Source organism: Variovorax sp. P2_H12, assembly GCF_056403395.1.
This window is the reverse complement of the sequence record NZ_JBFUFO010000017.1, coordinates 71324-96260: the sequence shown is the minus strand read 5'-3', so window position 1 is coordinate 96260 and position 24937 is coordinate 71324. Positions and strand designations below refer to the sequence as shown.

Genomic DNA, 24937 nt, shown 5'->3' with positions numbered 1-24937 from the left:
TAGACTCCGGTGCCGCGACCGACTGGCGTCGGCCGCGAACGAGCCATCAAGGAGAACGGCCCATGACGCTTCAGTTTGCGAGCGACTTTCTGATGTGGAGCGCAGTGCTCAACTACGCCGTTCTGCTTGCGTGGTTTGTCGCCTTCAGGTTTGCGCATGCCTGGATGCGAAGGCTGCACGGTCGATGGTTTCACATATCGGAAGAGCGCTTCGATGGCATTCACTACGCATGCATGGCCATCTACAAGGTCGGGATCCTTCTTTTCAACGTTGTGCCCTTTGTTGCCTTGCGCATCGCGGGGAGTCCTATCGGCTGACCAGGTGCGCTTCCTCCGACGACTGGGGGTGCAGGAACGCCTCGAGCGATGGCGGCAGCTTCTGGACTTATCCGGTCCCAAGCGTGAAGGCGGCAAGCTCCCAGTCGCCTGTCATCTCGTCGAATCGGAGGACGTACAGATGCCCGTCATCCGCGTCGACTTTGACCCAGCGCTGCGTCGGCGCAAACCAGCGGTCGACGATGCCGCGCACGGCGATTCGGCGCTCGCCGAGCCAGAAAGCGAACGGCTCCGGCTCACCGCGATAGCCGGCGCAGCACTCGACCCGAATTGCCATGGCTCACGATACCGCTGAAGCAGATTCCCGACGTGCTCTTGTCCCCATCCAGAAGCAGAAAAAGAGCGGGTTGTTTCCGCACACGGGCCGCATCCTGCGTTCCGCGGCCGGCGACGGTTCCAACGGGCATTCGTTCAGCCATGGTGGACGACGTTGAAGCCCTCCTGCGCCGTTGGTGCGACGAAATGACTGGTGATTTCATCGAACTCCGCATCCGTCGTTTCGAACGGGTGTTCTCCCGAGAGGTTGCGTGCACGCAGGCGGGCCTTGCAGACTTCGTCGGGGACGTCCAGGTAGTGCAGGAGGTGGGCCGCACCCGCTTTCTCGAAGACGCCGCGGGCCCAAGCCCTTGTCCTGGGGGTGTTCGAGGGAAAGTCGAGGACGACCGAGGTGCCGGCCTTGAGAAGTGCCTCGATGTGGCCAGCCATCGCTTCGCGCAGCCTGCCGGCGCAGCGAACGTAGTCGGCGATGGCGAGAATCTCGTTCGGGTACAGGCGCGCGAGCCAATCGTCCTCGCTGATGAGAATCGTCTGTGGCTCCGAGGCGAGGCGCCTGGTGAGCGTCGACTTTCCAGCCCCGATCTTTCCACAGACCATGTGCAGGACCGCCTGCGGGGAAAGGGAGCTGGCCGTTTGCGCCGTTTCGTCGATTTCGAGCATTTCAATCTCCAGCAGCTTTTGACAAGCCCCACGAGACAGAAAAAACCCGCCTCATGGGGCGGGTTGCCATGGTCGCTCAGGCCGCGCGCCAACCCACCATCCTTCGGATGGAGCGAATCATCGACGCGATTTGCGAGCAAGCCATGGCGGGCAAGGATAGTGCATGCCAGATGCCTCGGCTTGCCGCGCATGCACCAAGGTCGTGCAACGCGTTCGATGCGCGTCGGAGGTCACGCCCCGCTCAGTCCAGTCCCCAGACCTTGAGGTTGGCTGTTGGCTTGTCACCAAGGATCTTGTACTGAACTGTCACCGATGTGAGACGCCCCTTGCGTCCCGGAGCATCCGCCGGAGCAGTCTGTCCCCCTGACTTCAGGACCCCGACGTCCTTCAACGTGTCGTCTCGGCGATTGTCCCAATTGAGGACGAGCTGCGTGATCTGCACGTCAGCGCCCTCGGCGGAGAGCTTCACCTGCTTGACGTCCTTGTCCCATCGACCCCCCGCGCTCTTGATCTGCACGCTTGGATCGGCGGACTTGATCGCCTGCTCACCGAGCACGAACCACTCGTCGGCCGCTGTCGCGGTGCCCGTGGCGCCCATGAGGGCGGCGGATGCGACAGCCAAGGAGGCCATCAAGGTGTGGATCTTCGTCTTCATAGAGGTTCCCTTCTGATCCCGGTCAAACAGGATCGGTGTACGGCGACCGGATATCCCCTGCTGAGATCCAAGGCGTCTTGCTCTCGACAGAACGAGAAGCGGCGAGACACACCTGACGCTGGCGGGGGAAAGGGCCAGCGGACGAAAATTATCTGTCCTTCACGGATGTGCGTGTTGACGTTTGTCTGTTCATGCACAGGCACCAAGCGCAAGGGTCGGCCGACTTCAGAGAAATTCGCTTGAGAGCGAACGTTCCCGACGATCACTATCGCCGGCACCAGGGTGCCCTAAACTTTGGGGTTGACCGCCGCCATGGCAAGGCGCTCAATCAACCTTTAGCCGACATCGTCAGGGGGCGACATGAAGACGTCTTCAGTCGTGGCAGTCGTCGCCGGTTGCACGCTCGTTCTTGGCTGCGACTTGCAGCCAAGCGTCATGTTCGTGGCGAACGGAACGCTGTACCAAATGCTGCAGTTGACCGATGCGCAAGAGGAATGCCCCGCGCCACATCGGCTGTGCTACCTGACGGCGTGGGATGGGGAAACCTATCGCGGATGTTGGATCCGCGAGCAAGCGAACATTCGCGCGCGCTTTCCGGCTTTGGGCGACAAGGTGATTCCAGTGGGCGAATTCCGCGGAACGGCGTTGGCTGAGTACCGGAAGGCAGCGCTCGATTAGACCCATGAGGCTTGCGCCGTCCTCCGGCTTCCGGGCGGCCTCATCCTTGCGCTGGCGCCACCAACTCGTCCACCATGGCGCGCATCCGCTGCCAATGCGAGCCCTCCCAGAAGACGCGCCGGCAGGCATCGCAAGTGCTGAAACGCTGGTAGCGGTCGCGCACCATCGCCGGCAAGTTCGAGGCGACCAGCGACTTTTCGATCTCGTGCAAGGGCGTGTTGCAGTCCAGGCATCGCGTGAACGGCCGCGCGCCGCGCGCAAGGTCGAGTCGATCAAAGACCTCGCGCAGCTGTTGCGCGGACCGCAACGCATGCACATAGCAGCCATGCGTGATGCCCCGGCGCTTGAGCAGCTCTCGATCTCGCGTCAGCACGATGCGTCCTTGCGCGCGGGCGATACGCTCGATCTCCTCGTCGCGAAAATGATTGTCGTACAGCGTGTCGAACCCGGTCATGCGCAGCAGGTGCGCGAGGCCCCCCAGGTGCGCGTCGGCGACGAAACGGGTCACGCGCAATGCGCGCTCGCGAACGCGCAGCAGCGGCGTGATGTCGAGGGCTTCGAACTTCGGAAAGACGGCGACCCGGTCGCCGTCGCGCAGCAAGGTCTCGAAGCCCACCGACAGGCCGTTGACCAGCACCAGTTCGACCTCGGTATGCGGAACGCCGAGCGCCTCGATCATGTGCTTGGTGGTCGCCATTCGCGCGCACCGGCAGGAGAACTCGCGCCCTCGCCGCTCACGCGCGAGGAAGTCGTTCAGCTCCTCGTAGAACCGGAAGGTCGCCGTGACCATCACTGCCGGTCAGCGCGCCCGTCAGGAGCCTTCAGAGCTCCGGGGTCTTGGAGAAGCTCCCGTGCGGCTGGGCACGCATCAGCGCACTGAACTGCTCGTGCGACATCCGCAGCAGCCGCTCGTGATCGCCACTTTCCATGTAGACGACGTCATTGGATTCGAGTTCGTCATCGACGATGGTCGGCAGGCCCCATGCCATTCCGATTGGCGGTATCGCACCAGGGTCGCAGTCATCGAACAGCGCTGCAATCCGCGCCTCGCCGGCCAGCTTCAGCTTGTGGCGACCGACAAAACGGGAGAACTCGCCGAGCATGACCATCTTGTCGGCGGGAACGACGGCCATCACGCAGCCGTCTTCGTCCTCGAGGATGACCGATTTGGCCAGTTGACCCGGGCTGACGTTGGCGCAGCGGGCGGTCTCCAGGCTGCTATGGCTGTGTCCGTGCATGGAGACCTCATAGCGTGTGCCACGCTGGTCGAGGTAGCTGGACAGATGGGAAGGAATGGACATGGCAATCCTCCTTGTTCGCAAACACGGCAGGTCGCCGTCCCGTCAGTTTGCTCCCGCCGGCGGAGGATCGCAAATTTGTCGTGTTTCAGCCTGTCGCTATCGGAGCGTAGCGTCCAATACGGCGCACAGGAGAAGCGCCCTGGCTAGTTGCGGAACAGGTCAAGAATCCGGCTGCGTTCGACCAGAAACGGGTCCGCAATCGGCTCTGGCTTCGTTGGCGGGGCCGCCTCGGCGGGTGCCGGCGCAGACATGCCCCATGGGTTGGCAAGCCCACTGCCCGGCGCGTAGTCATCGTAGTACCACTCGCCGCCGACCTGGACCACCCCTTCGGGCGCCTGAAGTTCAGTCACGGGCACACCCTTGATCGCGGTCTGCATGTAGCTGATCCAGATCGGCAAGCTCAGGCTGCTGCCCGTCTCTTTGTCTCCCAGGCTGCGAGGTGCGTCGTACCCCATCCACGCGATCGCGGTCATCGTCGGCTGGAAGCCTGCGAACCAGGTGTCGATCGAGTCGTTGGTGGTTCCCGTCTTGCCGTAGAGGTCGTCGCGCTTGAACGCCTGATACGCCTTCGCGCCGGTGCCGCCCTTGACGACGCTTTGCAGCAGCGTGTCCATGATGAAGGCATTGCGTTGCGGAATGGCGCGCATCGTCTCGTTGAGCATGGGTGGCTGCGGCTCGACCAGTATCCTGTCCTTGTGGTCCGTGATGCGAGTGATCAGGTAGGGATTGACGCGATAGCCGCCATTGGCAAACACCGAGTAGGCCGTTGCCATCTGCATTGGCGTGACCGCACCGGCGCCCAACGCCATAGGCAGATAGGCGGGGTGCTTCTCGCGGTCGAAGCCGAAGTTCGTGATCCAGTCCTGCGCATAGCGGATACCGATCGATTGCGTGACGCGAAGCGTGACCATGTTGATGGACTTCATGAGCGCCGCGCGAAGCGCAATCGGTCCGGCGAAGGTGCCTCCATAGTTCTTCGGCTCCCATGGTTGCCCGCCGGTCGTGGCTGCATCGAAGTAGAGCGGGGCATCATTGACCACGGTGGCTGGCGTGAATCCTTTTTCAAGCGCTGCCGAATAGATGAACGGCTTGAAACTCGATCCTGGCTGACGCCACGCCTGCGTGACATGGTTGAATTTGTTCTTGTTGAAATCGAAGCCGCCCACCATCGCCTTGATGGCGCCGTCGCGCGGGTCCATGGCGACGAACGCTCCCTCGACCTCGGGCAGCTGGGTCAATCCCCATGAGTCTTTCGGCGTCTTTGCAAGTCGGACGACCGCCCCGCGACGGATCATGAGGTTGCGTGGCGCCTTGTCCGCCAATCCCGACTGGACGGGCCGCAGCCCGTCTCCGGTGACGTGCAAGGTCTCGCCGTTCGCACGAACGACCGTGACCTCCTTGGCGCTGGCTTTGAGCACCACCGCAGCAATCAGGTCGCCGTTGTCGGGGTGATCTGCAAGCACGTCGTCGATCGCGTCTGCGCGCTTTTTCGGATCGTCGGGCAGATCTATGAACTTTTCGGGTCCACGGTAGACCTGGGTTCGCTCGTAACCCATGATGCCGTCGCGCAAGGCCTTGTAGGCGGCCGTCTGGTCGACTGCGGAGATCGTGGTGTAGACCTTGAGCCCCCGGGTGTAGGTGGCGTCGCCATACTGCGCGTAGATCAGCTGGCGCACGGTTTCGGCGACGTATTCGGCGCGCAGAAGGGCGGGGCCCGGGGGGTCGCGCAGATGAAGCTTTTCTTGCCTGGCCTGCGCCGCCTGCTCAGGCGTGATGAAACCGTTCTCCTGCATTCGGTCGATCACATAGAGCTGGCGTTCTCGCGCCCGCGCGGAATTGTTGACCGGGTTGTTGGCGCCGGGCGCTTTGGGCAAACCCGCCAGCATGGCGGCTTGTGCAATCGAGATGTCCTTGAGCGGCTTGCCGAAATAGGCCTCTGAGGCCGCCGCGAAGCCGTACGCCCGCTTGCCCAGGAAGACCTGATTCAGATAGATCTCGAAGATCTGATCCTTGGTGAGGAGATGCTCCAGCTTGAATGTGAGCAGGACCTCGTAGGCTTTGCGGACAACCGTTTTCTCCGAAGTCAAGTACGCGTTGCGTGCCACCTGCATCGTGATGGTCGAGGCGCCCTGGCTCTTTGCCCGGTTCAGGTTTGCGTACCCGGCGCGCACCATGCCTTTGAAGTCGACCCCGATGTGGTCATAGAAGCGCGCGTCCTCGGCGGCCAGCACGGCGTCCTTCATCAGCTTGGGAATTGTCGAGACCGGCGTGAATTCGCGGCGCTCTTCGCCAAATTCGCCAATCAGAATGCCTTCTGAGGAGAAGACCCGCAGCGGCAGCTTCGGGCGGTAGTCCTGGAGGTCGGAAATATTCGGCAGGTTGGGATAGGCCACCACGAGTGCAGTCAAGACGACGAATGACATGCCCAGCGCCCCGGCCAAGGCCAGCCCTGTGACCCAGAACACCACGCGCAGAAGCCAGGATCGCCAGGATCTCGAAACCGGCTTGTCCGCGTGTCCCGCAAGTTGCGATCGGTCGGCCATGACAGCAAGCAAAAAGGCCCGGATGGCAAGTGTCGCCAAAAATGCCACTGGCCGCATGTCCCGAGCCAAGCGGCCTCAACTCAGCTTCCCATGGCCAGTTGTCCCTGCCGCCAGAGGAAGCAGGACGCTATGGTCGCTGCTTTTCGCTCCAAAGTGAAGCAGTGGATGCGGTCTGCAGAAGGCAGGAAGGCCGCCAGAGGATGATGACGCGGTCGGACTCCGTTTGCGTCCGGTCACCCTCGTCGCCAACGGGTTTTCGCGCCACCGCGCGCGTCTTGGCTTGCGCGATCACCGCCTGGGTGTGGGCGTCGTTGAGCGGCGCCTCGACGCGCACCAGGTCGTCCCTCATCTCGCCGGCCAGGAACGTCAGTTCGCAGATCGAAATGCAGTCATTACGATGATGAGCCGCGCGGAGGCGAGCACGTAAACGCATGAGAGAAGGGTCATGGAAATTCGACGAAACGGGAGCTTGGCCAGCTGAGATATGCCTTCCCTGAGATTGAGCAAGGCGAGCGCAAATCCGAACACTATCAACCCAGCGCCAAGAATTCTGTCCATGGCAATCCAGCCCATGAAGCCTGTTGAATTTTCGTGTTCAAAAAGTCCTGCAGCGATCAACAAGGCGCACAGGACCAGGTTTTTCAAGTTTTCGAAGATCGACTTGATCAATTCCTTGTTTTGATTCATCTTGGTTCAATTTTTTACAAACGCATCGAGCTCACCGCAATGAAGCCATCGTGAGTTTCGAACAGCGACGGGAAGTTCCCGTTGGACTACAGATCGCACGGGCAAAGCTGTTCGCAAAAGTTACGGGAGAGGTCGGCCGGCGTGTTCTGCAGCTCGGGGTCGACCCTAGATGGATCGGCTGTTCCCACGACAGTCGGTACAGGCGCAGCAGCAGGTCGCCGAGTCGCTGAGGTGCGATGGGGCCATCGGGGTGGTGGTCCGTGTATGCGAGAGCTATCGGCTCAAGGTCACGAGACTCCATACGATGGCGACGAGCTGGGCGATGTTGATCAGAATCGCGGTGATGTGAGTTCTGCGGAATCCTGGAATCGCATCCATGCAGTTCGACTCGATTTGCACTCCGAGCGCGTCCATCTTGGGAATGATGTTCTTGCGCAGCAAGATGGCAATCAACGCCAATCCTGCGGCGCCTGCTGCAATCCCGGGCCGACCCGCAAACGCAAAGCTGACAGCCGTCGCGGTCGCAGTCGCAAACGCGGCGATGTAGTAGGTATTGAAGAATCCGCGAACAAATCGGGCGTCGAGCGGCGTGTCATGCTTCAGTACGAGAAGCGGAATCGATCCCAGGATGAAGTAGGCCGTCGTGACGAGGAGTGCGACCGTAAAGCCTATGGCACCGAACATGGAAGATGACATCTTGAGCTTCCTCAAAGCCCGCCCTTCACTTTCGCTCCCGCGCCTTTCGGTCATGCTTGCTCCAGTACTGAAACTCCTCCTCATGGGCTTCGATGTCCAGCTCCGAGACCCTGGCCTGGAGCCGCTCCTGAACTTCAGCGACAGCTCGGTTGTAGATCGTGGGGCCCACTTCTTCCAGGAAGAAACCAAGGAGTGCGCCAGCAGCGATGTTGCCGATGGGTTCCTCCATGTTCTCGCGGAAGTACCTCTCGATGGAGGCGATGGCTTCCTTCCGTGCTTCCTTGCTCAGTTCAATGGTCATGGCGACCCTCCTCCAGGTTTGCGTGTGGGTTTGGGGGCCAATTCTGCACTGCGAGACAGCCGCCGCATTGGGCTTCGGATTCAACCGGTCGATGCAACACACCAAGAACTGCCGCAGCGCAGCCCGCGCGAAGGTCATCTCTCGGTTGCGGTACCGACGTTCGTCGAAGGCTGGTTGCGAGCGCGCTCGGCCCGATCGCGCAACAGGTCGTAGATCGGCGGGATACCGAGCAGGTTCATCACGACCATGGCGCCGAAACAGGCGGCCAGCATCGACAGCAGCAGGTTGGCGCTGCCCGTCATCTCGACCGCCAGGCAGATGCCGGTGAGCGGGGCGCGGACCACCGCAGTGAAAAATGCTGTCAGGCCGACGACAGCATAGGCGGTCGGGGACGCGCCGCCCGGAAACCACTGGTCGTACAGTCGACCGAATACGAGCCCGATTTGCGCGCCGAGGACCAACATCGGCGCGAACAAGCCGCCGGGCGTGCCAGACGCGTATGACAGCGGACCGAGCGCGAAGCGGACTGCGAATATCAGGCCGATCGTGGACAGCGATCCCACGTTGAGCAGCGTCTGCTGAGTGATCGCGTCGCCTCCGCCAACCCATTGCGGCGCCAGCCAGGCCAGTAGGCCGACCCCGCCGCCGATCAATGCCGCCCGAGCCGTCACCGGAAGTCCGGTCGCTCGATCGGCCATCGCCAGCGCGCCCATGACGGCTCGCGCATAGGCGGCAGCCGCCAGCGCTGCAATGACACCCAGGACGATGTGGACCGGCACCGCCGCGAAGCCCGGAAAGGCCTGTGCCGGGACGCTGAAATCCGGATCCACGCCAAGGAATACGCGGGCCACTGCGATGGCGCCCGCCGAGGCGCCCAGCGCTGCGGCCGCTGTACGCGTGTCGAATCGCCGCAGGAGTTCCTCCAGGACGAACACCGCCCCGGCGATCGGCGCATTGAAGGCCGTCGCGAGTCCCGCGCCCGCGCCCGCTGCGAACAGCACGCGGGCGTCGAGTTGGTTGCGCCGGAACAACCGGCCGATGATGTCGGCAATCGAATGCCCCATCTGCACACTGGGTCCCTCGCGCCCGAGAGCCAGGCCGGATCCGATGGCGAGCAATCCGCCGAAGAACTTGACGGCGGCAGTGCGCACGGGCCTGCCCGGATCGCCACCGCTGATCGCGGCCTCGACCTCGGGTATGCCGCTGCCTGCAGCGTTCGGGGAGATCCTGCTCACCAGGGCCGCTGCGGCGGCGGTCGCGGCTGCGGCGCTGGCGACGACGAGCAGAAGGCCCAGGAGCCCCTGCTGATGCGCAAACGCGATGAACTCGCTTCGCAAGGTATCGGCTTGTCGAAGCAGGATCCGGAACAGGGCGCAGACCAACCCGGTGACACATCCCACGAGCAGCGACAGCAGCGCGAGGACCAGCGTGCTCGCCCGATGTCCGTCCTGATCAGGGCTTGGTTCCACCTGTCGTCACCCGAGGCCAATGCCTGCCGAGTCGGGCCTGATGAAGTCGTCGGACATGCAGAACGCGCATTGAGGAGCCTTGGATCGCGCGAAGCGCGGCGACAGACGGGAGACAAGTTTAGGCGGAAGGCTGAAAACGTGCGAGCAACGTTTCAGTCGCCGATGCGCCTCCTTGCGAGGCGCATCATGTGTGCCACGTACGTGGAGATAGGTGGCACCCGGGATGTCCCCTCGGTGTGAACGGATCGAGAATCGGCATCGACTTGGCTTGGCTTGGCTTGACTTGGCGGGCCAGAAGCTCAGGAGGTCATATGTTCCGGCTCGTCAACGGCGACATGAAAGCGCCAGCGACAGACTACGTCCGGCTGCGAACACTGCTGATGGGCATGACGCTCGGCTTCGGCGGCTGTACCACCTACGGGGTCGTCGAGAACTTGCCTTTGGTTCCAGACCACCCTGGTCCAGTCTATGCGCTGAGTGGTTTGTCAAAAATCCGCAGCGCCATTCCGGCGAGTTGATGCTGGCTGTCGCTTTCTCGGGCGGCGGCACGCGCGCCGCAGCCCTGTCCTATGGCGTCATGCAGGAACTGCGTGACACGCACGTGCAGATGAACGGCAAGGAGCAAAGGCTGCTCGATGCGATCACGGTCATCAGTTCGGTTTCAGGGGGCAGTTTCACGTCGGCCTACTACGGCCTGTACGGCGATCGCATCTTCGTCGACTACGAGGAGCGATTTCTACGCAGCGACTTGACCATGGTCGTGCAGGACGACCTCTCGTACCAGAACAAGGTCAGGCACAAGTACGCCCAGTTGGTCGACGGCGGCATTACCGACAACCTGGGACTTCGCGCGCTCCTGGGCGCCGTCGATCTGGCCGGTGGTGCGGAGAAATTCATCCAGGCGCAGGGCATCGCGCCGCCGCGCCGCACCGCCATCATTTCAGTCAATGCAGCGGCCGATGCAGTCGGGGGCATCGGAGAGAGCCGCCGCGAACCGACCTTCGAGCAGACGATGAACGCCGTCACCAATGTCCAATTGCATCGCTACAACGTGGCCACGCTCGAGCAGACGCAGCAAAGCCTCGACCAGTGGACTCGAGACCTCTCGACGCCCGAACGGCCCGTCAGTTCTTACTTCATCCGATTGAGTTTCGAAGATGTGCCCGACGTGCAGATGCGCCGGTTCCTGAACGAGATTCCGACCAGCTTCGTGCTGGACAAGGAACAGGTGGCGCGGCTGATTGCGACGGGGCGCGAGTTGCTGCGGAACAACCCGGACTATCAGCGGCCGCTGACCAGCCTGCATGCGCAGCCCGTCTACGGCGCACCGACAGGCCTTGCCCCATGACACGAAACCGTCTTTTCATTCCGGCGATTCGCCGCTCAAGCTCTGCGCACGCCGAGCCAGCTTGAGCACTGCCTCCTCGACCGACTTGAACACACGGTCTGGACCGATCGCTTCTATCAGGCCCGTTCGTCGAGCCTGCGCTTGCGCCCGCCCGACCGACAGCCTGGCGATGGCGACGACGATGTCAGCAGCCACAAGTTCGGTGATCGCGCGCAGCAGGACCTGCGAACCCGTGTAATCGATGTCGATGATGCCGTTGGCCTCGATGATCAGCAGATTCACGGGCAGGCGCTGCCTGGCGATGGCCGACTTCAGTTCGGTGCAGATGCGCTCGGCGTTGCTGAAGTTGAGCGGCGCGCCGGGAGCGAAAACGAGAACCCCGGCCTCCCGCTCGAAAGGCGCGCCCGGGGCAGGAGGCCACCACACGGTGCTTCCCGGCACCCGGGCCAGTTCGACGCAGTAGGGCCGCGCGACGATGTACAGGCTGTGCACGAAGGACATCACGATGGCGAGCAGCATGCCGGTCTCGATCGGCAGGGCAATCACGAGCCCGGCGCTTGCTGCCACCAACAGGATCTCGAGTCCGCCGCGGCGATAGATCCGGATCATCTGGTCGACACGGAAGATGCGCAGGGCGATGTAGACCAGGATGCCGGAGAGCGCTGCGTGGGGCACGTAGGCCATCAGACCCGACGCCAGCGCCGCCAGAGCGATCATCAGGCCGACGGCCGTCAGCGACGAGATCTGCGATCGCCCGCCCGACTCGCGCACGATCGCGGTGCTCGGCGGGCTTGCGTCAACGGCGAAGGCGCCGATCATCCCGGCCACGACGTTGCCCGCGCCGACAGCCCCGAAGTCGCGGCTGACATCGTCCGACTTCCCCTCATCGGATGGAAACGTGCTGGCCACCGCTGCCGTCTGCATGATGCAGACCACCGCCACCACCAGCGCCAGCTGCACCATGCGGCCGAACGCCTCGACGTCCGGCAGCGTCGGCAAGGCGACGTGCGGCAGCGGCACCGACAAGGCGCCGAGCAGGCTGACGCCGCGGGCGCCAAGGTGGAACCAGGCCACGGCGATGCCCGCCACGACCAGTCCGATCAGGGCCCCCGGGATACGGGGGCTGATGCGCGACGCGACCAGCGTCACGATCAGGACCCCAGCGCCCAATCCGAGCGCATAGGGATTGGCCTCCCCGAACCGGCCCAGGACGGCGACGAGGCGCGCGAGCAGATGCCCCTGCTCGCCAGGAACCCCAAACAGGGTGGGCAGCTCGCCGACGATGATATGGACCGAGATACCGGCCAGGAAACCGGTCGTCACCGGGATCGACAGCAGCGTCGCAAGCCAGCCAGCCCTGAACAGGCCCACGGCGACGAGAACGAAGCCGACCATCAGGGCGAGCAGCGCAGCCAGCTGCGGATACGGGACGGCGCTGACAGTGGCGATCGAGGCCAGGCCGCCGGCAAAGATGGGCGCAATCGTCGAGTCCGCTGCGACCGACATGAAGCGGTTGGCTCCGAATACGGCGAATGCGATGGAGCCGGCGGCAAACGCATAGAGCCCCGTCTGCGGCGGCATCCCCGCGAGCCGGGCAGTGGCGAGTTGCCCGGGGATGGCGATGGCTGCCAGCATCAGTCCAGCGACGAGGTCGCCCGGCAACCCTTCGATCCGATAGCCGCGCAGCGTCGTGAAGAACCAGGTTCGCATGGCGCCGCCGCTAGCCCGGTCCCTGGCCGAGCCGGCGCCAAGCACCCTGCATGCAAGGATTGCGAGTCCGAATGCATCGTGGCAAAGCTGGTTTCTCCATCCCGATCACGTTGTCCTCCCTGTGCGGTGCGCGATCCGTCCGACACCACCTGGTCGGGACTGCGCAACCGCAGCATATTCTTCATGAGCGCCGCAGCCAACAACGTATCAATTGCGCAGCGGAATGCGGGTACGGGTTCAGCGCTCGGTCGATCTCATGCCGCGCTATTGCCGCCCCCGGAACATCAAGCGCATCATCGCCCCACCCATCTGCCAGGCAATCTCCCTGCGTGCACAGCGCCCTTGGGCAATGAGAAGGAGCACCCATGCAAGCCACCCCGTTGCTCGATCTGGCCATCGTGGGCGGAGGTGTCGCCGGCGTCATCCACCTGCACTACGCGCGACAATCGGGCCTCGATGCGCTGCTGCTCGAAAAGCAGGACGGCGTCGGTGGGTTGTGGCGCCAGCTTCCGCAGTGGCAGGACATCCAGATCAGCCCGGCCGACTGGACCGTCGGCGATCTGCCGCTGGCTGGCCCGAAGCAGCCGCACATCGTCGCCAACATCGAGGCATGGGTCGAGCGCTTCGGCCTCGCTGATCGCATCCGGCTCGACACCCCGGTGTCTCGCGCGCGTTACACCGGCACGTGCTGGGAACTCGATGCGAGAGAAGGCACGGTGCGCGCCCGTCATCTGGTGGCGGCCACCGGTGGCCACAACACGCCTGTGATTCCCGATGTGCCGCGTCGCGAAAGCGCGGTGCGAGAACTGCATTCCAGCGCCCTGCGCGATCCGGCCGAACTGACCGGGCGCGAGGTGCTCGTGGTCGGCGGCGGGGCCTCGGCCTTCGACTTGCTCGACCTGTGCCTCGAGTACAAGGCGCGCCGGATCGTCTGGGCGTACCGGGGCTTGCGCTGGTTCACCCCGACCGGCAAGCCGAAGATCATCGCCGGCAGCGTGCGGCCGTACGCGAAGATGCAAGTGAACGGCATGACCGTCGCGCAGCAGAACGCGATGATCGGCGCCGACCTGGAGAGCCGCTATGAAAAGTTCGGCATCCAGTCGATCCAGCCTGAAAGGCCGCTGGATGTGCGGCAAGACCAACTCATTCCCGGCCGCGCTCGCATGCTGGCCAGCTTCGGCGAGCTGGAGCGGCATCCGGGCAGCGTCGAGACCGTCGAGGGGCGCGACGTGACGCTGTCGGACGGCACGCGCCTCGCGGTGGATGTTCTCCTGTGGGGCACGGGCTACCAGACCGACCTCTCGTACTTCGAAGAGCCGCGCATTGCACGCATCTGCACCGTCGACGAACTGGCCTCGCGCTGCGCGTGCATGTTCCGCAGCCTGGATGCGCCCGATCTGTATTTCCCGGGCGTCGGCTTGGATGGCATCGGTTCCGCGCCGTGGGCCTTCATGCTGATGGCGCGATCCGTCATGTCGCACATCCGCGGCACGGCGCAGTTGGACATGGCGCCGGTCGCCGGCAGGCTCAACCACTTCGACATCGCGCGCTACCTCGCCGAACGGGACTCCGGCACGTACGCCGGAGAGCGGGGCTGGGACTTTTATCGCGACTTGGCGCTGGGCGCTCCGGACGACCAGCCGTACCCATTGCTCTGAGGTCGCCGCGCGGAGCCCGGCACCGGTTCAAGCCTGCGCAGCTTCGTCGCGCTGGCCAAGGCGCTCTTGCAGGAACTCGATGAAGCGCTGCACCTTGGCAGGCAACAACCGTGTCTCCGTCAACGCGTAGACCGGCGTCGACTTGCCCTCCCATTCCGCCAGCACCCTCTTCAGGCGACCTGCGGCCACGTCATCGGCCACGATTTCAACAGGCAGAAGTACGACACCCAGGTCCAGGGTGGCCAATCGACGGAACATGCCGACGCTGTTGACCAGAAAGCGCCCGCCGACCTCGACCTGGACGGATTCGGCGCCGCGGTGCAGTTCCCATGTCGCTGCCTTCGCGAACCCGAGGCACTCGTGCCGAGACAGTTCCGACGGATGACCAGGCACGCCCGCGACCTTCAGGTAGCCGGGCGAGGCATAGGCGTGGACCGACAAACGCGCCAGAAGCCGAGCAATCAAGTTCGAGTCGCTGAGTTCGCCCATGCGGATGGCCACATCGAAGGGTTCGGAGACCAGGTCCACGCGCCTCGGCGTCAGGTCGAAGTCGAAGGCGATGCCGGGATAGCGTCGCGCAAATTCCGCCACCAGGGGCGCCATGTAGATGGTCGCGAAGTCCACCGGTAGCGAGGCGCGCAGCACGCCGCTGGGTTGAGCCAGCATCTCTCCCAACTGCTCATGGGCGATGCGGGCCTCGTCCACGATGCGCCGGCAGCGCTCGTAGTAGACCTGGCCGGCCTCCGTCAGTTCGACCTTGCGCGTCGTGCGGTGGAGCAGCCGCAAGCCGATGGCCTTCTCCAGCGCGCTGATGCGGCGCGACAGCGTGGAATTGGGCACCCCGAACGCATCGGCGGCCCCCCGGAAACTGCGGGCGCGGGCCACTTCCACGAACAGCGCCATGTCGTTCAACAGCTCCAATGTGATTGCTCCATTTTTGAACCAATGTTTGCCAATTTAACGTGTTTATCTCCATAGAGGAATAAACGAACATCGCCACATCGCATTCCAAACAGGAGAGATTCAATGTCCAAAGGCACTGCAGTTGTCATCGGCGCCGCCAACGGCATGGGCGAGGCCTTCGCCCAGCGGCTGGCCGCTGCCGGCTTCGACATTGCCGTCGCCGATGTCGTCGAGGCATCGGCCACAAAGGCGCTCGTCGAAGCCGCTGGCCGCAAATTCCGCCTGTGAGCCGCCGAACCCCTTTGCGTCCAACCACCCCCAGATTGAAGGATTGACCATGAAGCAAGTTCTCACCCCCGTGCGCATCGGCCGCCTCGTCGCCCCGAACCGTGTCGTCATGGCGCCGATGACGCGCTCCCGTGCGAGCGACGACGGTGTCGTCGGCGACATGACTGTCGCGTGCTACGCGCAGCGCGCCAGTGCCGGGCTCATCATCAGCGAGGGTGTCTTCCCCTCTGCCATGGGCAAGGGCTACGTGAACACGCCAGGCATCGAGACCGAGGCACAGGTCGCAGCGTGGAAGAAGGTGACCGAGGCCGTGCACGCTCGCGGCGGCCGCATCTTCATGCAGGTCATGCACTGCGGCCGGGTCTCGCACCCCTCGCTGCTGAACGGCGCCACCCCTGTGGCCCCTTCTGCCATCAAGCCCGAAGGACAGGCCTGGACCCCCTTGGGCCAGGTTGACTTCGTGGCACCGCGTGAACTGAGCCTCAAGGAGATTGCGGGCGTCATCGGCGACTACCAGCAAGCAACGCGGCGCGCCATCGAAGCCGGCTTCGATGGTGTCGAACTGCACGCGGCGTCGGGGTACTTGCCCGAACAGTTCCTATCGTCCGGAAGCAACCAGCGGCAGGACCTGTACGGTGGCCCGGTCGAGAACCGTGCTCGCTTCGTCCTGGATGTCGTGGACGCCATGGCCGCTGAAGCAGGTGCCGACCGCGTTGGCATCAAGATTTCGCCGGAGATGAACTACAACAGCATCACCGATGCTGCTCCGCAAGAGACCTACACCTACCTGGTCGACAAGCTGAAGGGTTGGGGCCTGGCCTACCTGCACGTGGCCCTGTTCGGGACACCCAAGGTCGACTACCACGCGCTGCTGCGTCCACGGTTCGACGGCGCGTACCTGATTGGCAGCGGCCTCACGCAGGAGGCCGCCGAGACGCTGCTCAAGGCCAACAAGGCCGATGCCGCTGTGTTCGGTGCGCCCTTCCTCGCCAATCCGGACCTGCCGGAACGCTTCCGCGTGGGCGCCGAGCTCAACGCGCCGGACCGCGCCACCTTCTTCGCACCGCCGACCGCCAAGGGCTACATTGATTACCCAGCGCTGGTCCCTGCCGAGGTCGATCGAAGTGGCTTGACGCCGCGAGGAGCCTATGCATGACCGCCACCATCGCCCGCATGCAGCGCGCCAATCGGGGAACGCAGTTCCGCGCCTACCGCCTGCACGGTTCTGACCCCGCGCAGCTCGATCCCTTCATGGGCATCGACCACGCCTGGATGAGCGCACCCACGTTCCCGCCGCATCCGCATGCGGGATTCTCTGCAGTGACCTACCTGTTCCTCGATTCGGAGACGGGCATTGCGAACCGCGATTCGCGGGGTCACAAGACCTTGATTGAGCCTGGTGGCTTGCACTGGACGGCCGCAGGGCGCGGCGTGGTGCATGAAGAGAATCCGGCGGTGCTGGGGCGCACGACGCACCTGCTGCAGATCTTCGTGAACCTGCCCGAAAGCCGCCAGACCGAGGCACCGTTCGCATTGACCTTGCGGCCGCAGGACGTGCCCGTTGTGCAACGCCCCGGAGCACGGGTGCGCGTGCCCCTGGGCAGCTTCGGTGGCGCCCGCTCGCCGTTGGCACCGCCGACCGACGTCACCTTGCTGGACGTCACGCTGGAGGAAAACGCCGAACTCGAGGTGCCCGTCCCAGCGGGGCGACGCGCCTTCTTCATGCCGGTGTTCGGCAGCGCCGAAATCGATGGCCAGAGCTTCGGCCTGGACGACCTGGGCGCGCCCATCCTGCCGACTGGTGCCGATGCGTCGACGCACAGGCTCGTGGCCAAGGCGGGCGGCGCCAAGGTCGCCGTCTTCATCGGCAAACCGCTGCACCAACCCGTCCTGTCGAATGGCCCGATGGCCTTCGCAAGCCCAGACAACCTGGCCGCTGCGACGGCCGCCTATCACCGTGGCGATATGGGAAGCCTGTAAGGGCAGCCACACACTGTCGGGGCACGGGTCCCATCCGCCCCATCCACAACCTAAGAGCGACATCATGAAATCTGAACAATTCACCGCCGAGAACTCTGCCTTGCTGCTCATCGACCACCAGGTCGGCACCATGCAGCTCATCAAGAACATCGACAAGGACCTTGCTGCCAAGCAGTCGATTGCCTTGGCCAAGATGGCGAAGATCCTGAATATGCCGGTCATCATCACGTCCAGCCAGGAAGACCGGGCGCAGGGCCCCATCCTGCCGGAGATTGCGCAAATCCTGCCGGAAGCGCATGCGGCACGCGTCAAGCGTCCGGGCGTGGTGAACGCCTGGGCCTACCCTGACTTCAAAAAGGCCGTGCTCGCGACCGGACGCAGGAACCTCATCATGGCTGGCGTGACCACCGACGTCTGTCTCATCTTCCCGGCCATCGATGCCGCGAAGGAAGGCTTCGGCGTGCAGGCCGTGATGGATGCCTCGGGCTCGCCGAGCGATTTGAGCGAAGAGTTCTCGCGCCAGCGCATGCATGATGCCGGCGTCGTGCTGACGGCGACGAACACGCTGATGGCAGAAATCGCGCAGGACTGGTCCACGCCCGCCGGCCAGCAGCTCATCGGGCTGCTGTTCTCCGACGTCTTCCCGGCGCTGGGTGCTGGCATCGCCTGAGTCGCCAGCAACTGCGGGCCGAAGCCATGAGCCTGCATGTGCTGGCTTACAACCTGAAGTTGGTGATCGCGATCTTGGGTATTGCCAGAACGATGAAGGCGTTGAGGATGATGGGGGCGTAGGCCCCTTCAATGCCCTTTCGCCTCATGCAGCGCACTGGCGACAGACGTAACCCTGCGCTCGAGCGATGAGACCAGTGGATGACACTCCGTGGCGCCGACGACGACCACAAGGCCGCGTGTTCGGCATACTCGCAAATCAAAGGCCGTCTACACACAACCTCTGCCCTGAGCGGACGCAGCGGTCTCGTGAAAGCGGTCGTTCGCCGGCACGGACGGAATCCGTTCAGCCCCACAACTTCCACCACGGCCTCGAACGGTCCTGCGGGCTTGATGGAGGGCCTGCGCCTGCCCCCTCGTTTGCGTTTGCAGCAGCGACTATGGCTTCGTTGAGTGATAGAAAAAGATTTTCGGAGAGATGTTCATAGAGAATCTGGTCGTCTCCCTCGAATCCGACATCGTTCCAAGAGCCCATGCCTCCGAACACCCACGCTGCCTGGACTGCTCCAAGTAGCTGGACCGCATCAATCGGGAGTACACCATTTGGCGCGAGATCTGTGTGGTACAGGTCTTTCCCAGGGCATTCCGAGTTGAGCTGCGCCAATCCAGCATCAAACGCCGAGGCAAAGTGCTCCATTTTTTGCTTGCGTGCGAAGTCTCCTATTTGCTCCAACGTGTTCGCTAGGCGCCGCTTCAGTGTGGACATATCGATCATTGGGCGATCGAAGGTGGGCGCATTGCTAGCAATCCGAGCGTACGTGACTTGCCATATTTTCCGATCTTTGCGTTCCCGATCGCCGACTTCCCAGCGATCTTCCCAAAAATCAGAACCGGTCGGCTTAAGCGCTTCTATCACCCATCTCCCACCGCCGCCAACGCGCCTTAGCCCATCGGACTGAGCTGCTTTCGCATGGGATGGCCCTCGATGCCAAACGCAGAAACCGGAGGGCCCTCCGGCACGAATCCGTTGCGGAGATAGAACGCCCGCGCCGTGCGCGTGCTTTCCAGGCGCAGGGCCTTGATGCCCGACCGAGCTGCGTGGTGCTCGATAGCTGCGAGTAGCGCCTTGCCCGCGCCGGTAAAGCGCACAGACGGGGCGACATAGCAAAGCGTCACCTCACCGGTCCGCAACGCAGAGCCGAACCCCACCACCGCCTCGTTAACGATGGCGACGACCGAAAACGCGGTTGGTGCTAAGACGAGCATTCGCACGAAGTCAGGCGTCTTGTTTCTCAGCCACCCTTCAAGCACCGTGGCATCGCCGCGGTGGTCGTCGCTGCAGCACTCGAGTATCGAGCTTCGAATGACACTGCAAGCGGCGGTTGCGTCGTCTACCGTCGCGGGTCTAACTTGGATATCCATGAGGTCCTCGGCGGCTTCTGGCCGGAAGAACTCTATCCGAACGGGCGCAGCGGGGCGGCGGGCAGCAAAGACGGCGCGTCGCTCGCAAGCGAGTAAACCTCGATGCCGCCGAGCGTTCCTCCACTCTCGTAGATGAACGCACCTGCTGGTGCGTCCAAAGGACCGCAAACGAAGTCTCCGAGGATATGCACTCCCGGCGGCGCCGGCGCGCGGCCCCTGACATGGAAGTTGATGCTTGCGCAGCCGCATGGACAGCGCCACGACGTAACTTCGGCACCCTCGAGCTGCTCGAGAAATGCGAGAGCCTCGGGAGTGCCGTTCTCCAGCATCCAACGCGCCAGCGCGTGCTCGGAGGCGGACAAGGAACGGTTTGTGTCGGTCATCGCACAACGGTACCAGGTGGCTGCTATTCGTCCTCGGGGTGGTACGGCGACCGCATTTCTTCAACGAACAAGCCAAGCTGCGCCGCCAGACGCTGTGCCTCCGGACAAGCCGATGCGACCCCGACGTACATGTAATAGTCCAATCCAAAATGGACGAACCCCCTATCCCCTTCGAGCCTGCACCAGAGCTCCTCGCGGAGGACCTGGGCCATGATTGCCCTGGCGTCCATCGGAGCGAGGGCATCTCCTTCCGCATAGGATGCCCCCTTGTCCTTTCGGTCCTCCAGGCCTCGGATTGACACGGAAGCGGCTTCCGCTTCCCGAAGGAACGCTGTGGCGACCCCGATGTACGCCGCCTCGACTTCCTCATAGGCCGATTGAGTCAGCACCTGCCCGTCAAAGGTGGCCCCAACATCGCTGATGGAGGTCCATTCGGTGTACCGTCCTCCTTCGCTGCGAACGGCCGGGTTGTACTTGGTAACTCGATACTCAAACATCGTTGCCTTCTCCGAGAGGCTCATCTTCTGCGGTCCTTGAAGAGCCATGCAGGTCGCACTGGCTACCTCGGCTGGAGGTCCGGTCTTGGCCGACTGTAGCCGGTCGGCGCCTTCGCGTTCCTACGGTGTGGCCGTCTGGAGTTCATACCGTGCAAACGAGGAGGCCCCTATCTGGACGACGCTGTGCAGGGCGAAGCCGAAGCCTTCATAGAGATTTCGCAGCCCTTGGCGGTCCGCGACGCAGTCCAGGCGAAGGTGAGCACGTCCAGACTGTTGAGCTCGAGTTCGAGCATATGACAGCAGCTCGGTCGAGACTCCCTTCTTCGCCCACGCTCGGCGTACGGCGAGCTTGTGAACGAAGGCCGAGGTGCCCGGCAGAATCTCGGGCCAAAAATAGGCGTCCTCCAGTTCGAACTTCATGACGCCAGCCAGTTGGTCGCCGTCACGGGCGACGTGGAAGAGTCCAGCGCTTGTGTCTCGCAGAACGCGTTCGTGGCTAGTCTCGTCTGCCGACCAGAGCGCTCTTCCGTCGCTGACGAGCCACTGCGCCGCCTCTTGCAAAACGGAGGCAATCATCGGTGCATCGGAGGGGCGCGCTTCCTGGATGTTCATGACTAGCGAAGAGAGGTTGACGTCGTTCAATGAGTGCCCGAGGGCAGATCCGGTGTTGGCTGCGGATTCGACCGGTCCATGCAACAAGTTGGCTGAACATCTCGGCCGGCGTCCGGAAGGCGAGAGTCTTCCTTGGCCGCTCGTTCAACCTTCTCGCAACTGCATTCAGCTTGGCCTGCGAGTAGGTCGAGACATCGATTCCCTCGGGAAGGTACTGCCTCAGCAGGCCGTTCGTATTCTCGTTGCTTCCGCGCTGCCAGGGATTCTGCGGATCGCAGAAGCAGACCTGGATGTCGGTCTGATCTGGCCCCATCTGAGAGGTCGACTCTCGGACCGGGTCATTCCGGCTGCCACGCGAAGAGGCGATTCCAGTCGTTCTTCATGCTTGCAACCCACCAATTGCGCTGTTTCGCCAGAGCCATCAGGGCGTCCGAAAAGACGCTCATCGTCGAGTCCGTGTCGTATTCGCGCGCGGCGTCGTCGTGGTGCACCAGCATCATGAAGGGCGGAGCCAAGTGCAATGATCGCTCCTGAACGCACGCTATCAACATTGACCGCCCGCAGTCGGCCCATTCTTGCCGCTCGCGTTCGACGCTTGAACGCAATCAGTCCGGAGCACATGTTCGGCCGTTTGCGGCGAAAGGCGGTATCCTCTGGCCGTCCATCGGCCTGAGCGTTCGGGACCCGTCGAAACGTCCATGACAGCTTCGAAAATCCACACTCGACCCCTTCGGGCTTCGTTTGTCAGAACTTTCGTCGTCGCGACCATTTGCGTCACTTTCGCGGTTGTCGGCAGAGCGCAGGAGTTGTCGCTCCTTGCGGGTTCGCTCAGGAGCAGTGGCGAAAGCACCTATTCGTGGGAGGGCACCTATCGGTCGGGTCTCGGGACCTACGCGGCCTGGAGCTTCTCGTGGCTCAACGAAGGACACCTCCCGAACCATCACCGCGACGGGCAGGCACTTCAGATCTGGGGACGTCTTCCGCTTCTGGACCGATGGGAGTTGTCGGCCGGCGTGGGCCCGTACCGGTACTTCGACACGGTCACCGGCCGCGCCGACGGCGCCTTTGTCAATGCCCACGGCTGGGGCGCGCTCCTGAGCCTGCGCGCCGCCTACTACTTCGACAGCCGCTGGATCGGACAGATCGAGCTGAATCGCGTGAAAGTCAACGGCGGTCCGGACACGACGGCGCTCCTGTTCGGCGTCGGCTATCAGTTGGAGGGCTCGGAGCAGTCGGGTCCGCGCGAGCGCCCGGTCGTGCGAGATTCGAATGTCACTGGCAATGAACTCACCCTGATGCTCGGCGCTTCGATCCAGAACAGCGACAAATCGGATTCGTCTCCTGCCGAAACCCTAGAGTATCGACACGGGCTTGGCCGCTATGTCGACGTGAGCGCGTCGCTCATGCACGAAAGCGGCCAGTTCCAGGCGCGGCGCTACGGCATCGCGGCACAGATCTGGGCAACCAACGCCTTCTTCGACGATCGGTTTGCATTGTCTGCAGGCGTGGGCCCTTACGTCGCCGTCACCCAGGACAACATTCCTACGGATCGCACCGGCGACGGCCGGGTGTCCGCCCTTGTCTCGGTCTCGGCGAGCTACAAGTTCGGCAAGCGGTGGGTGGCGCGCGTGACATGGAATCGCTTTGCGACACGATACGACCACGACGCCGACCTGATCCAGGCCGGGCTCGGGGTGCGGTTCTAGACATGATGGTCGCTATCGGTTGCTGGACAGCGGCTCGGCAGCGTAAGCAGTCATAGACTGCGCGCGTGCCTACAGCCGTAGTCGGCCAGGACCACCCGATGTCCACGATCGGTTGCTCGACCGGCCAGCCCTCTGCCCGGCTCATGATGAAGTGGGCGGCACGCTGTAATGCCCGAAGCTCGATCGCCAGCACGGTCTCCAATTGGTCATCCCCGTGACGAGCACTGCCTCGACCTGAGCGCTTCAGGCGCGGCTGTACGTACCCAGCGCAGTCCCGACGATCACGACCAGGAGACCCACACCGTGCCAGATGGTCAGCGTCTCGCCAAGCAACAGCGCGGCAAAGCCCACGCCGAAAACGGGCACCCAGTAGAACCATAGCGAGACGCGCGCGACCCCGATCTTCACGATGGCGTGGTTCCAGGCGAGATTCCCGAACGCCGTTGCGATCAACGCCGAGAACAACACCAGCATCAGGGGCCAGAAGCCTGGCAACCAGTCGCCGAGGTCGGGTGCCGCGCCGACAGCCATCGTGTGCAGCGCCAGCATCAAGGTGCCGCATGCATAGATCATGGCGCTCGCGTAGAGCGCATCGGTCTCTCTTGCGAGCCTCTGGATCAGAACGCCGCCGATCGCGAAGGTCACGACCGATGCCACGACCATGGCATCACCGAATCCAGCGCCCGCCAGCCGAGCGCCGGAGGAATGCAGCACGACGATGAGGACCCCGCCGAACCCGAGCGCCACACCCGCGAGGCGAACCAAGCCAAGGCGCTCGCGCAGGATCAGAGCGGCCATCAGCGACGACACCAGCGGGCTCAGCGCGATCGCCACCGAAGCGTTCGTGGCAGTGGTCCTCACCAGACCGCCAGCAATGAGTATCTGGTTGGCGTAGACCATGAGCACGGCGCAGGCCAGGACGGTGACAAGCTGGCGCCCGGTCATTCGCGCGCGCCGCAGCGTGTGGCGCTGGCGCCAGAGCATCAGGCCGAAGAACGTCGCGGCGATGGCTGCGCGCTCCGTCGCCATCACAGCCGGGTCGAAGTAGGAGGCGATGGTCTTCATCGCCGTCATGTTCAAGCCCCAGAGCGCGGTGACGAAAAGCAGCAAGGCCGACAAGCGGTTGCCGTGGTCGGGTGAGTGCCGTCCAGATGGCGGCGTCACTGATTGCGGCCGCGAAACGATGGGGATCCTGTCCTGATCAACCGGCGAAGATGGCCCATCGCTCACTGGCTCGCCAACTGATTGAAATTCTCGTCGAGTCTTTCCAAGCTGCAATCGAGCAAGGACGGGTCGACCTCGCGTTCGAGCACGTCGAACATGCCTTCGACGAAATCCATCAGGTGATCGGAAGCAGCGATGGCGGCGTCGGCCTTGCCATCCGCAACAGCATCGATGACGGCGATGTGACCATCGATCGTATCGGACAGGTCGACGCCTCGATTTGTCTGCATGTGATAGATCCATCCAAGGCGACGGAAGATCGTATGGAGGGGGCGCAACGTGCTCTCGACAAACGGCTCACCCGCCGAGGCAAGCAGAAGCTTGTCAATGCGACGGTCTACGAGGTTGAACTGGTCGAGGCTCAATTCAGCGCGATGCTCGATCAGTTGACGTTTGAGGTGCAGCATCTGGTTACGCTGCGAGGCGCCCGAGCGCTCCGTGGCCAGCCGGATCACGAAGCGCTCCATGTCGCGGCGAAGTCGCAACAGGACGCGCTCGCGCGTCAGGTCGACCGGCGCGATCTGCAGGCCGTGCCGCGGCGTGACCGCCACCAGCGTGTCGGCCGCGAGCCGATTGACGGCTTGCAGCACCGGCGTGCGGCCGTATCCGACCATCGACTGCAGCTCATGCGTCGCGAGGAAGCGCCCGGGGCGTAGTTCGCAACACACGAGCAATTCCTCCAGGCGTTCGTAAGCCAGCTCGGACAGATTGATCTGGCCATGCGGTCGCGGCGACGCCGAGTCGTCAGGTTGGGCGCGTCCGCGCCGTGCGCGGGTGGTTGAAGAGGTCGCCATCACTTGTTTGCCTGCGGGTGAACTGATCATGCTGAGCATACCTTGATACATCACTGACGCGCATCGATCGCCGTCACATTTACGAGGGGAACTCGGCAATATACGACCACCGCCCGCCCCTTGAAGATCGCAGGGTAAACAC

Annotated in this window: 31 protein-coding genes and 1 pseudogene; 10 read left to right on the top strand and 22 right to left on the bottom strand. The window is 63.4% G+C overall.

What is annotated here, in order from left to right; all coding sequences use genetic code 11:
* The first annotated feature begins 62 nt into the window (after window positions 1-62).
* On the top strand, window positions 63-317 hold the full coding sequence (locus AC1DYK_RS14140) for a DUF6868 family protein (protein ID WP_478166894.1): 255 nt from the start codon (window positions 63-65) through the stop codon (window positions 315-317).
* Between the two features lie 67 nt (window positions 318-384).
* Here the strand turns inward: AC1DYK_RS14140 and AC1DYK_RS14135 are convergent, their stop codons facing one another.
* The 3 genes from AC1DYK_RS14135 to AC1DYK_RS14125 form a co-directional block, all read right to left on the bottom strand.
* Complete coding sequence (locus AC1DYK_RS14135) at window positions 385-612, bottom strand: hypothetical protein (protein ID WP_478166893.1); 228 nt, start codon at window positions 610-612, stop codon at window positions 385-387.
* Between the two features lie 134 nt (window positions 613-746).
* A complete protein-coding gene (locus AC1DYK_RS14130; protein WP_478166892.1) occupies window positions 747-1271 on the bottom strand; it encodes a P-loop nucleotide/nucleoside kinase family protein in 525 nt (174 codons plus the stop codon).
* 241 nt (window positions 1272-1512) lie between these two features.
* Complete coding sequence (locus AC1DYK_RS14125; RefSeq protein ID WP_478166891.1) at window positions 1513-1926, bottom strand: hypothetical protein; 414 nt, start codon at window positions 1924-1926, stop codon at window positions 1513-1515.
* Between the two features lie 360 nt (window positions 1927-2286).
* Between AC1DYK_RS14125 and AC1DYK_RS14120 the strand changes: the two genes are divergently transcribed.
* Window positions 2287-2604 carry a hypothetical protein gene (locus tag AC1DYK_RS14120; protein ID WP_478166890.1) on the top strand — a complete coding sequence of 106 codons (318 nt, stop codon included), beginning with the start codon at window positions 2287-2289 and terminating at the stop codon, window positions 2602-2604.
* Between the two features lie 40 nt (window positions 2605-2644).
* Here the strand turns inward: AC1DYK_RS14120 and AC1DYK_RS14115 are convergent, their stop codons facing one another.
* The 8 genes from AC1DYK_RS14115 to AC1DYK_RS14080 form a co-directional block, all read right to left on the bottom strand.
* Window positions 2645-3394: a Mut7-C RNAse domain-containing protein gene (locus tag AC1DYK_RS14115; protein WP_478166889.1), complete on the bottom strand. Its 750-nt coding sequence runs from the start codon at window positions 3392-3394 to the stop codon at window positions 2645-2647.
* 31 nt (window positions 3395-3425) lie between these two features.
* A complete protein-coding gene (locus tag AC1DYK_RS14110) occupies window positions 3426-3905 on the bottom strand; it encodes an aminoacyl-tRNA deacylase (RefSeq protein ID WP_478156812.1) in 480 nt (159 codons plus the stop codon).
* A gap of 143 nt (window positions 3906-4048) precedes the next feature.
* Window positions 4049-6448 carry a penicillin-binding protein 1A gene (locus tag AC1DYK_RS14105; RefSeq protein ID WP_478166921.1) on the bottom strand — a complete coding sequence of 800 codons (2400 nt, stop codon included), beginning with the start codon at window positions 6446-6448 and terminating at the stop codon, window positions 4049-4051.
* 127 nt (window positions 6449-6575) lie between these two features.
* On the bottom strand, window positions 6576-6797 hold the full coding sequence (locus AC1DYK_RS14100; RefSeq protein WP_478166888.1) for a hypothetical protein: 222 nt from the start codon (window positions 6795-6797) through the stop codon (window positions 6576-6578).
* 17 nt (window positions 6798-6814) lie between these two features.
* Complete coding sequence (locus AC1DYK_RS14095; protein ID WP_478166887.1) at window positions 6815-7135, bottom strand: hypothetical protein; 321 nt, start codon at window positions 7133-7135, stop codon at window positions 6815-6817.
* A gap of 273 nt (window positions 7136-7408) precedes the next feature.
* Window positions 7409-7831 carry a hypothetical protein gene (locus AC1DYK_RS14090; protein WP_478166886.1) on the bottom strand — a complete coding sequence of 141 codons (423 nt, stop codon included), beginning with the start codon at window positions 7829-7831 and terminating at the stop codon, window positions 7409-7411.
* Between the two features lie 25 nt (window positions 7832-7856).
* Window positions 7857-8132 carry a DUF2164 domain-containing protein gene (locus AC1DYK_RS14085; RefSeq protein WP_478089317.1) on the bottom strand — a complete coding sequence of 92 codons (276 nt, stop codon included), beginning with the start codon at window positions 8130-8132 and terminating at the stop codon, window positions 7857-7859.
* A 134-nt stretch (window positions 8133-8266) separates the two neighbouring features.
* Window positions 8267-9601, bottom strand: coding sequence for a ClC family H(+)/Cl(-) exchange transporter (locus tag AC1DYK_RS14080; RefSeq protein WP_478166885.1), 1335 nt, complete (start codon window positions 9599-9601; stop codon window positions 8267-8269).
* A gap of 311 nt (window positions 9602-9912) precedes the next feature.
* On the opposite strand from AC1DYK_RS14080, the gene AC1DYK_RS14075 reads away from it, so the two are divergent.
* Window positions 9913-10119 (top strand): hypothetical protein, encoded by a 207-nt coding sequence (locus AC1DYK_RS14075; RefSeq protein ID WP_478166884.1) that lies wholly within the window; start codon window positions 9913-9915, stop codon window positions 10117-10119.
* Window positions 10119-10949, top strand: coding sequence for a patatin-like phospholipase family protein (locus AC1DYK_RS14070; protein ID WP_478166883.1), 831 nt, complete (start codon window positions 10119-10121; stop codon window positions 10947-10949). The genes AC1DYK_RS14075 and AC1DYK_RS14070 overlap by 1 nt, the downstream gene beginning before the upstream one ends.
* Window positions 10950-10964: 15 nt before the next feature.
* Here AC1DYK_RS14070 and AC1DYK_RS14065 read toward each other — a convergent pair whose 3' ends face one another.
* Window positions 10965-12659: a SulP family inorganic anion transporter gene (locus AC1DYK_RS14065; protein WP_478166882.1), complete on the bottom strand. Its 1695-nt coding sequence runs from the start codon at window positions 12657-12659 to the stop codon at window positions 10965-10967.
* 365 nt (window positions 12660-13024) lie between these two features.
* On the opposite strand from AC1DYK_RS14065, the gene AC1DYK_RS14060 reads away from it, so the two are divergent.
* Window positions 13025-14317 carry a flavin-containing monooxygenase gene (locus AC1DYK_RS14060; protein ID WP_478166881.1) on the top strand — a complete coding sequence of 431 codons (1293 nt, stop codon included), beginning with the start codon at window positions 13025-13027 and terminating at the stop codon, window positions 14315-14317.
* A gap of 27 nt (window positions 14318-14344) precedes the next feature.
* Here the strand turns inward: AC1DYK_RS14060 and AC1DYK_RS14055 are convergent, their stop codons facing one another.
* On the bottom strand, window positions 14345-15238 hold the full coding sequence (locus AC1DYK_RS14055; RefSeq protein ID WP_478166880.1) for a LysR family transcriptional regulator: 894 nt from the start codon (window positions 15236-15238) through the stop codon (window positions 14345-14347).
* Between the two features lie 105 nt (window positions 15239-15343).
* Here AC1DYK_RS14055 and AC1DYK_RS14050 point away from each other — a divergent pair, with 105 nt between their 5' ends.
* The 4 genes from AC1DYK_RS14050 to AC1DYK_RS14035 all read left to right on the top strand — a co-directional run bounded on the left by AC1DYK_RS14050 (window position 15344) and on the right by AC1DYK_RS14035 (window position 18158).
* The gene (locus AC1DYK_RS14050) at window positions 15344-15508 is read left to right on the top strand and encodes an SDR family NAD(P)-dependent oxidoreductase (protein WP_478166879.1); all 165 of its coding nucleotides are present in this window, start codon (window positions 15344-15346) and stop codon (window positions 15506-15508) included.
* A gap of 49 nt (window positions 15509-15557) precedes the next feature.
* The gene (locus tag AC1DYK_RS14045; protein WP_478166878.1) at window positions 15558-16664 is read left to right on the top strand and encodes an alkene reductase; all 1107 of its coding nucleotides are present in this window, start codon (window positions 15558-15560) and stop codon (window positions 16662-16664) included.
* On the top strand, window positions 16661-17488 hold the full coding sequence (locus AC1DYK_RS14040) for a pirin family protein (protein WP_478166877.1): 828 nt from the start codon (window positions 16661-16663) through the stop codon (window positions 17486-17488). The genes AC1DYK_RS14045 and AC1DYK_RS14040 overlap by 4 nt, the downstream gene beginning before the upstream one ends.
* Window positions 17489-17552: 64 nt before the next feature.
* Complete coding sequence (locus AC1DYK_RS14035; RefSeq protein WP_478166920.1) at window positions 17553-18158, top strand: isochorismatase family protein; 606 nt, start codon at window positions 17553-17555, stop codon at window positions 18156-18158.
* A 345-nt stretch (window positions 18159-18503) separates the two neighbouring features.
* Here the strand turns inward: AC1DYK_RS14035 and AC1DYK_RS14030 are convergent, their stop codons facing one another.
* The 7 genes and pseudogenes from AC1DYK_RS14030 to AC1DYK_RS14000 form a co-directional block, all read right to left on the bottom strand.
* Window positions 18504-19073 (bottom strand): hypothetical protein, encoded by a 570-nt coding sequence (locus AC1DYK_RS14030; RefSeq protein ID WP_478166876.1) that lies wholly within the window; start codon window positions 19071-19073, stop codon window positions 18504-18506.
* A gap of 26 nt (window positions 19074-19099) precedes the next feature.
* Entirely contained in the window at window positions 19100-19579 is a 480-nt protein-coding gene (locus AC1DYK_RS14025) for a GNAT family N-acetyltransferase (protein ID WP_478166875.1), read from the bottom strand.
* A gap of 32 nt (window positions 19580-19611) precedes the next feature.
* Entirely contained in the window at window positions 19612-19941 is a 330-nt protein-coding gene (locus AC1DYK_RS14020; RefSeq protein ID WP_478166874.1) for a hypothetical protein, read from the bottom strand.
* 44 nt (window positions 19942-19985) lie between these two features.
* Window positions 19986-20483: a hypothetical protein gene (locus AC1DYK_RS14015; protein ID WP_478166873.1), complete on the bottom strand. Its 498-nt coding sequence runs from the start codon at window positions 20481-20483 to the stop codon at window positions 19986-19988.
* A gap of 96 nt (window positions 20484-20579) precedes the next feature.
* Window positions 20580-21071 carry an N-acetyltransferase family protein gene (locus AC1DYK_RS14010; RefSeq protein WP_478166872.1) on the bottom strand — a complete coding sequence of 164 codons (492 nt, stop codon included), beginning with the start codon at window positions 21069-21071 and terminating at the stop codon, window positions 20580-20582.
* Between the two features lie 70 nt (window positions 21072-21141).
* Window positions 21142-21369, bottom strand: a pseudogene (locus AC1DYK_RS14005) (IS30 family transposase); the annotation flags it as partial.
* Between the two features lie 40 nt (window positions 21370-21409).
* Window positions 21410-21586 carry a hypothetical protein gene (locus AC1DYK_RS14000; RefSeq protein ID WP_478166871.1) on the bottom strand — a complete coding sequence of 59 codons (177 nt, stop codon included), beginning with the start codon at window positions 21584-21586 and terminating at the stop codon, window positions 21410-21412.
* Window positions 21587-21769: 183 nt separating this feature from the next.
* On the opposite strand from AC1DYK_RS14000, the gene AC1DYK_RS13995 reads away from it, so the two are divergent.
* Window positions 21770-22777, top strand: a complete 1008-nt coding sequence (locus tag AC1DYK_RS13995; RefSeq protein WP_478166870.1) for a hypothetical protein — start codon at window positions 21770-21772, stop codon at window positions 22775-22777.
* A gap of 243 nt (window positions 22778-23020) precedes the next feature.
* Here the strand turns inward: AC1DYK_RS13995 and AC1DYK_RS13990 are convergent, their stop codons facing one another.
* A complete protein-coding gene (locus AC1DYK_RS13990; protein ID WP_478166869.1) occupies window positions 23021-23896 on the bottom strand; it encodes a DMT family transporter in 876 nt (291 codons plus the stop codon).
* A 107-nt stretch (window positions 23897-24003) separates the two neighbouring features.
* Complete coding sequence (locus AC1DYK_RS13985; RefSeq protein ID WP_478166868.1) at window positions 24004-24825, bottom strand: GntR family transcriptional regulator; 822 nt, start codon at window positions 24823-24825, stop codon at window positions 24004-24006.
* Between the last annotated feature and the right edge of the window lie 112 nt (window positions 24826-24937).